Origin of the sequence: Alicyclobacillus kakegawensis NBRC 103104, assembly GCF_001552655.1 — a bacterium.
Classification (GTDB): domain Bacteria; phylum Bacillota; class Bacilli; order Alicyclobacillales; family Alicyclobacillaceae; genus Alicyclobacillus_G; species Alicyclobacillus_G kakegawensis.
The window spans coordinates 22,103-28,274 of the sequence record NZ_BCRP01000029.1 but is presented as its reverse complement, the minus strand read 5'-3'; the positions used below and the strand labels follow the sequence as shown (position 1 = coordinate 28,274).

The following is a 6,172-nucleotide window of genomic DNA, read 5'->3' as shown; positions in this document are numbered from 1 at the left end:
TCTCTGAATTCCTGTCGATTTTCCTACCGGGGTACTTTAGCTCCTTGGAGCCAAAAGAAGCCAAGGCGATTCTGGCCAAATGCGTTCCGGACGTTCCGAAAGAGGACGTGCTGAAGCGTATGACTTCGGAGGCCGCTGAACTCCTAGCCCATGACCAATTTGCCATGGGCATCGACTCTGTGGAGATCGCCATAAAGAAAGTGCGCAACGAGATCCACGAGTTGGAGCAGGAGCTTCTCCGGTCCGAAGGAGAGGTGCGAGCCTACTCCAGCGTGATTGAACAAGGACCGCCAAAGCCGTTTAAACCTCTCGTGTCCACAGAGGACCGCCAGCGGTACGAGATGGCCAAGCGGGCTAGTATCAAGTTTGAAACACAATTGGAAGTACGCGAATCCCGGTTGAAGGAGCTGAAGGTTGAACATGCTCGGCTCCAGCAAAAATACCGGGAAATCAAGTCTAATCCTCCAAAGGTGGATACTCACTGCCCAGCATGCGGACAGCGCCTTCCAGGGGATAAAGTGCAGGCCGTCCGTGAAAAGGCGATTCGGGAATACAAGGATCGGCTGGCAGAAGTAATCCAGCAAGGCAAGCAGGTTCGGGCAGAGTTGGATCGCCTTGAAGCTCTGCCGGATCGGCCAAAGTTGGAGGCTTCGATCCAAGCACTCATCGAACGCGTTGAAAACGCGCTTGAGGAGGAGCGTCAGCAGCAAGCGGAATATCAGGCGGCACTCCAAAGTTACCAGAGAGCTAAAGCCAAGCTGCAAGAGTTGCGCACGATGACGGACCAAGATCGTCGGAATCTCGAGGCGTTTCAGCGTAAGCTCAGGGCCTTGCAAGAGTTCCGGTTCGAGTACATCCGTGCGCAACACGAACAACTCAACGGGTTCTTTGATAATGTCCGCATTCACTTGATGGACGTGAACAAGGAAACCGGCGAGATTCGCGAGTCATTCCGCATCGAATGGAAGGGGCGTCCATACAGATTGCTCTCCTTCTCTGAAAAGGTGCGGTGTGACATCGAGATCGGGCGCGTGTTGGCCTTTGCTCGCGGTGAGGCAATCCCCGTGTACGTTGACAATGCCGAATCGGTGCAAAACCTGTTCGGTGAGACCTTTTGCGGGCAAGTCATCGCCGCGTTTGTCGCCGACACTAAACTGACCATTAAATGCGAAGGCGATTCGGCCGTGGCATGAGGGATGAGCGACATGCAAATGTTCGCGATCCCCTCGTTCTTTCGGTCGGACGACGACACGTTCGTTCTGAAACAGATTCTCAAACATTACTTCGATGGCACGCTTCCGTCCGTGCTCACGGCACAACGGGAGCACATCGAGATCTGGGAAGGTGATCAGTATGGCCATAAAGATGATGAGACCCGTGTACGACATTCATGCAGTCAAGCGAATCGTACAACGGCGATTACCGATTGATGCCGTGGATCAGATTGCACAAGTCGGAGTGCCCGTTCAAGAGAGTAGCGAACGCGTTATGAAGCGCGGTGACATTAATGGACGACCGGTACACGTCGTACTTGTGAAGCCCAACACCGTGATCACGGTTTACTTCGCAGACGAGTGGGAATCCAATATCACGGTACGTCGGAAACACAAGTACTCACTGTAAAGCTCGGATAACCCTGCCCGCCAAACGGGGGTGACAAACACCCTCGGGCGGCGGGCCCCGTGGGTGCAATTGCAACCACGGAAAGGGGTCTTATGCATGCGGAAACTCAAACCATACGTGGGTCTGACGGCACTTCTGTTGCTGATCCAAGCGGTCGTAACTGTGCAACTCCTACCACCGAAATTTGCTGGTTGGGTGCCGGTGACCGTGCAGCCCGGGCAAACGCTCTGGACGCTTGGAACATCCCATTGTCCGGACGCAGACCCGCGCGATGTGATACAGGCCATTGAACAACGAAACCACATCGGCGGTTCGGTGAAACCGGGTCAGGTCGTGTTGGTCCCGACAAAGCGGTTATCCTCTTGGTCGCGGCTCACGTTCTGACGACGCCGATTTGCGGCGGAATAAGGAAACCCTATGCGGAAAAAGGAGAGGATTATTCATGAAAGCTACGTTCAACCATGTGGAACTGGAAAAGGTACTGCGCGATGTGATTCGCGTTGTACCGTCGTCGACGAACAAGGCGGTACTGAAGCACGTTCTCATCAAAGCGGACAAGGAAGAAGACCGTGTGGACGTCTATGCGAGCAGCTTGGACATGTCCATCCGGCGAACGCTCTACCAGGAAGCGGTCAATTCACCGGTAGTCATCGAAGAATCCGGTGCATCCTTGCTTCCGGCGAAGGAACTGTTCGAGATCGTCAAACGGTCGAGCGGACAGATCACGTTACACAGAAAAGGCAACAAAACCGAAGTCTCGTTCGGCAAGACGAAGTATGAGCTGTCCGGTCTCGAACCGGATCTGTTCACTCCGTACACCGATAACCCGGACGACACGACCACGGTGGTACTCGTGGCGCCTGAGCTGCATCGTTTACTTCGACGGACGACCTACGCAGTGTATGAAGGAAATGCTCGCCCTGTCTTGACCGGCGTGAACCTGACCGTGTCGGACACAGGCATTCACGCGGTTGCAACCGACGGGATGCGGCTCGCCGAATACACCGTAGTGTGCAAGTCGGTGAGTGGAGAACCACGGAGCCTGCCAGTACCTGCGGTCCTGTTGGACAAGTTGGTCGCGGTTCTACCGGCGCGGGATGATGACGAAGAGGTCACTTTGACGCTCGGCCCATCATCCTGCACGGTGTCTTGGGATGACGATATGTACCGCATGGTCATGCGTGGGTTGGAAGGGGTTTATCCCGACACCTCCCGCGTCATCCCGCAGAATCCGCCCATCAAGGTGGTTGTGGACCGTCAGGCGTTGCTGGAAGCATGCGAACGGGTATCGGTTTTGTCCGAGACGGAACATGAAGTTGAATTCCGGATTTCTCCCGAGCGTGTTGTGTTGTTCACCCAGTCAGCACAATATGGGTACGCAACGGACACCGTTGACGTGAAGTCGTCTACGCAAACGGGGGAAGAAATGATCATTCACTGCAATATTCACTACTGGATTGCCTTGCTCCGGTCGTATGAGGGTGTGGAGTTGGTAGAGGCAGGCTTCACGAACGCCAAACAGACGTTCACGGTAAAACCGGTCGACGGCTCAGGGTTGGGTCTCATCGCTCCGATGCTGAATGCCCCGGCCCAGTCTGCGACCAGTAAGCGTAAGAGCGCGTAAGGTAAGGCCCACCAAATCTAAATCCGAAGGGAGGAAGTCCCCTCGTCAGCACCAAGAGGGGACGCCCCCTTTGGTGTTGATGGGTGGGGCGTCGAAATGAACGGGAAGACGAAAGCTGCCATGGAACGCTTGGAATAAGGACTGGAGACACTGCTCGATAGTGCTGAGTGGCGAAAGTTTCTGCAGTTCCAAGCGACGTTCCATCGATATAGCTTCGCAAACACGTTGCTCATCATGATCCAGCGGCCCAATGCGACCCTCGTCGCCGGCTACAACCGGTGGAAGGAGCTTGGCCGCTATGTCAAAAAGGGTGAGCGCGGGATTGAGATCTTCGCACCGTTGTTCCGTAAGACCAAGGCAAAACCGGTGAACGAGGAACAGGCAAGCGAAGAGGAACAAGAGAAAGAGCAACATGATGAAGACACGGAGCGCGTGTTGTACGGCTATCGTGTCGTGTACGTGTTCGACGTATCGCAAACAGAAGGAGAGCCGTTGCCGCAAGTTGAGAGACCGCGGATTCTCACGGGTGAGAGTGACCTGTACGGAAAGCTGCATAAGGCCTGCCCGTTCCCGATTCGTGAAGTCAAGTCCCTCGGCAGCGCAAACGGTCGATTCGAGTTGCGAACGCAGCACATCGAGATTGTTCAGACATTGCCCGAGGCGCACAAGGCAAAAACCTTGATTCACGAATGGGCACATGGGATTCTGCACAACCAGGGTCCCCTGGATGCATCCTGCCGGCCGTGGATCGAGCTTGAGGCTGAATCTACCGCCTTTGTAGTCGCACACGCGCTGGGGTTGGATACCTCGGACTACTCGTTCGGATACATCGCCGGATGGAGTGGGAAAGAGGCCGTGAATGCCCTCAAGGCGTGCGGGACGAGGATTCAGCAGGCGGCGGATCGGATTCTCAGGGCATTGGAAGAGACGCCGGAGTTGCGCAAGGCGATCTAAAAACAGGAGGTGAATCCCTCCGTCTGCATGCCTGGGACGGAGGGAGCCTCTCGTCCCAAGCCCAGGCGAGGGACATGGTGGATAAAACACGATTGTTAACAGATGTCATTTCGAATAAACTGGTCGTAACGACTGGTTTATTGGAGATGATCCGTATGAAAGAAGTTGGAGCATACGAAGCAAAAACTCATTTAGCCGAATTACTGGATGAAGTGATGAATGGCGAAACCATCTTGGTAACGCGACGTGGAAAACCAGTGGCGAAAATTGTTCCATATCGGGATGAAACAATGTCTGTGGATGACATCGCGGACGGGTTCAAGCGCCTTCGGCAAATGGTGAGTTCAGAGGGGCCGTCTATTCGAGAAATGATCGAAGAGGGGCGGCGCTTCTGATGACCTTTGTTTTGGACGCTTCGGTTGCTCTGAGTTGGTGTTTTCCAGACGAATCAAACGATTATGCAGCACGAATTCTGAACAGGTTCAAGCAGGACACCGCAACCGTACCGGCAATCTGGCCGTTGGAAGTCTCCAACGCACTTCTTGTCGGTCACAGGCGAAACCGCATGAACCTGGAGCAGATTCGGATTGCCACGAAACTATTGTCGGGTTTGGAAATCGTGGTTGACGAGGTTTCAGCGTCCCATGTTTTTCATAAAACTCTAAGCTTGGCATTGGACAACGGCCTAACCGCGTATGACGCGGCATATTTGGAACTGGCACAACGCTTGAAGTGCCCATTGGCGACTACGGATAAGCAGCTATACCTTGCTGCGCAGTCTGTTGGAGTAGAGACCTTGTAAGGAGGTGAACCCCTCCGTCTTGCACGTTGGGACGGAGGGGAAACCTCTCGTCCCAAACGCACGGCGTGAGGGACGAGATGAGATATGAAGGAATCAGCAAAATGGGCTACTATCCCACACCGCTGAGCATGGTGGACAAGATTCGCAAGCGGCTTATTCCGTCCGGTCCGGCACGTTGGTTCGACCCGTGCTGTGGAGAAGGCGAGGCGCTCGCAGCTGTAGCACCATCGGATGCGGTAACGTACGGGATTGAGCTCGACGGGCGGCGTGCGGAAGAAGCAAGGAACCGGCTTGCGCATGTGGTCTGTACGGGCTACGAGCGGGCACGGGTGGAACCTGCCAGTATGCAGGTACTCTACTTGAACCCTCCGTACGATTCGCAATCAGGGGTTCAATCGGACATCTTCCGCAAGGAGCTCATCTTCTTGCGGGACTTGAGTAAATACCTGGCTCCGGACGGCGTCCTGGTGTTCATCATCCCGCGCTACGTACTCAGCTCGGAAATGGTGAATGCCTTGTTGCTCCGGTATACCGATATTGCGGTGTATCGGTTTGACGACGAGGAGTATGCCGCCTTTCGCCAAGTGGTGGTCTTCGGGCGCAGGCGCTCGAAGAACCTCACGAGGGCCAAGGAACTATCCAACGAGGATCGGAATACCAAGAATGAGCTGTTGGCCTACGGAAAGGATGAGAGCCTGCCCATGCCGTACCTGGATGAACCGGATGGGCGGCAATGGACGGTGCCCGTTGTGGAGAACATCGAGGCGCCAGTCCTCTTTCGCGGATACATCCTGGATGAAGAGGAACTGCGGCTCGATCTCACACAATCCGAGGCCTTTCAGATCGCGGCCAACATGCTCATGCCGTCCGACACTACCGCCAAACTCCGCCGTCCACTCCTGCCATTTCGGCGTACACACATGGCCACGCTGATTGCGGCGGGAGCACTGAACGGTGCGGTGGGAATTGGCGAGAATCGGCATATGGTGGTCGGATTGACGCGGAAAATTGTGAACCGAGAAGTGGTCCGCAACGAAGACGGTTCAGAGACCATCGTCGACACCGAATCCTACGTCACGGCTGTGCGCACCGTACAGCCGGATGGAACGATTTTAGATTTGCAATAAAATAGTTCTCATCATATGATGAACACAAAATAGTGCAGCACT

At 54.8% G+C, this 6,172-nt stretch carries 7 protein-coding genes; all 7 read left to right on the top strand.

All coding sequences use genetic code 11. The features are described 5' to 3' along the window. A partial coding sequence (locus AK2_RS17220; protein WP_169794806.1) for a chromosome segregation protein SMC occupies nt 1-1,193 on the top strand: 1,193 nt, incomplete at its 5' end. Between the two features lie 526 nt (nt 1,194-1,719). Continuing rightward, on the top strand, nt 1,720-2,007 hold the full coding sequence (locus AK2_RS14780; protein WP_067936287.1) for a hypothetical protein: 288 nt from the start codon (nt 1,720-1,722) through the stop codon (nt 2,005-2,007). A gap of 58 nt (nt 2,008-2,065) precedes the next feature. Further along, complete coding sequence (gene dnaN, locus AK2_RS14775) at nt 2,066-3,247, top strand: DNA polymerase III subunit beta (protein WP_067936283.1); 1,182 nt, start codon at nt 2,066-2,068, stop codon at nt 3,245-3,247. A 234-nt stretch (nt 3,248-3,481) separates the two neighbouring features. Continuing rightward, nucleotides 3,482-4,201 (top strand): ArdC-like ssDNA-binding domain-containing protein, encoded by a 720-nt coding sequence (locus AK2_RS14770; RefSeq protein WP_439645116.1) that lies wholly within the window; start codon nt 3,482-3,484, stop codon nt 4,199-4,201. Between the two features lie 77 nt (nt 4,202-4,278). Then, nucleotides 4,279-4,596, top strand: coding sequence for a type II toxin-antitoxin system Phd/YefM family antitoxin (locus AK2_RS14765; RefSeq protein ID WP_217994712.1), 318 nt, complete (start codon nt 4,279-4,281; stop codon nt 4,594-4,596). Then, nucleotides 4,596-5,003 (top strand): type II toxin-antitoxin system VapC family toxin, encoded by a 408-nt coding sequence (locus tag AK2_RS14760; RefSeq protein ID WP_174520729.1) that lies wholly within the window; start codon nt 4,596-4,598, stop codon nt 5,001-5,003. The genes AK2_RS14765 and AK2_RS14760 overlap by 1 nt, the downstream gene beginning before the upstream one ends. A gap of 77 nt (nt 5,004-5,080) precedes the next feature. After that, nucleotides 5,081-6,130: a DUF6094 domain-containing protein gene (locus AK2_RS14755; protein ID WP_067936279.1), complete on the top strand. Its 1,050-nt coding sequence runs from the start codon at nt 5,081-5,083 to the stop codon at nt 6,128-6,130. The last annotated feature ends 42 nt before the right edge of the window (nt 6,131-6,172 follow it).

Bases quoted from the DNA above. Each gene is read 5' to 3' on its own strand.
- dnaN (WP_067936283.1), top strand. From the start codon at position 2,066: ATGAAAGCTACGTTCAACCATGTGGAACTGGAAAAGGTACTGCGCGAT.
- AK2_RS14780 (WP_067936287.1), top strand. From the start codon at position 1,720: ATGCGGAAACTCAAACCATACGTGGGTCTGACGGCACTTCTGTTGCTG.
- AK2_RS14760 (WP_174520729.1), top strand. From the start codon at position 4,596: ATGACCTTTGTTTTGGACGCTTCGGTTGCTCTGAGTTGGTGTTTTCCA.
- AK2_RS14770 (WP_439645116.1), top strand. From the start codon at position 3,482: ATGATCCAGCGGCCCAATGCGACCCTCGTCGCCGGCTACAACCGGTGG.
- AK2_RS14755 (WP_067936279.1), top strand. From the start codon at position 5,081: ATGAGATATGAAGGAATCAGCAAAATGGGCTACTATCCCACACCGCTG.